The organism is Haloferax sp. s1, assembly GCF_058382125.1.
In genome coordinates this window covers 1-894 of record NZ_JBZRPK010000191.1, presented here as the reverse complement: position 1 = coordinate 894, position 894 = coordinate 1, and the positions used below count along the sequence as shown (strand labels likewise).

1 protein-coding gene is annotated in these 894 nt (G+C 65.8%); it reads left to right on the top strand.

Annotated features, from left to right (window positions below; translation table 11 throughout):
- A partial coding sequence (locus QT222_RS01540) for an iron transporter (RefSeq protein ID WP_491476083.1) occupies positions 1–894 on the top strand: 894 nt, incomplete at both ends.

Sequence of the window (894 nt, the reverse complement as noted above, 5' to 3'; positions counted from 1 at the left end):
CCCGGCCGGACCCGTCGCACCGGCGGGGTTCCCAGGATGTCTCGCCAACCCCGGCCGACTCTACCCGTCCAACGAGCCCCCGGTCCTCTCGAACCGCCCCGACGAGGTGTACGTCCCGACCCACATCGAAGGGATGCGGATGGTCGGCACGGCCGCCGCTGGCGACCTTCGCGTTGGCGTCTTCTACAGCTATCCCCACCGATTCTGGGTCATCGACGACGAGTCTGCGGGGTTCCGAACGACGAAAATCCCGCACACCGCCAGCGAGGACGTCCACCTCATGGTGTCCGTCTGGGACCCCGAGACGGGTATCGTCGTGCCCGACACGGGCCTTTCTGTCGAACTCACCCGCGACGGCAACCTCGTCAGCGAAGACGTCGTCTACGCGATGCTCTCCCAGCGAATGGGATTCCACTACGGGGCGAATTTCGCCCTCGACGGCGACGGAACCTACGAGGTGACGGTGAACGTCGGCGCGCCCTCGCTGACCCGCTTCGGCGACTTCGCGGGGAAGTTCGAGTCGCCCGCATCGACGACGCTCGACTTCGAGTACAGCGCGGACGACCGCAACGACATCACCTACAAACTACTCGACGAGAAGAAGGGCAATTTGGCCGCACTCGACCCGATGGGAATGGACGCAGTCCCGCTCGGGACCGTCCCCGAGTCGCTCCCTGGCGACTCGCTGGGAACCGCGACGACCGGTGGCCTTCGACTTGCCGGGACGGTCGTCTCAGACAGTCGCTTCGGCGACGACCCCTATCTCGCCCTCTCGGCGCAAACGCCATATAACCGGCTCGTCATCCCACGAATGGGTATCTCTGCGGCCGTCTCGACCGGCGAAACGACCCAGTTCGATGGGCGTCTCGACCCCGGACTAGACCCTGCTCTCGG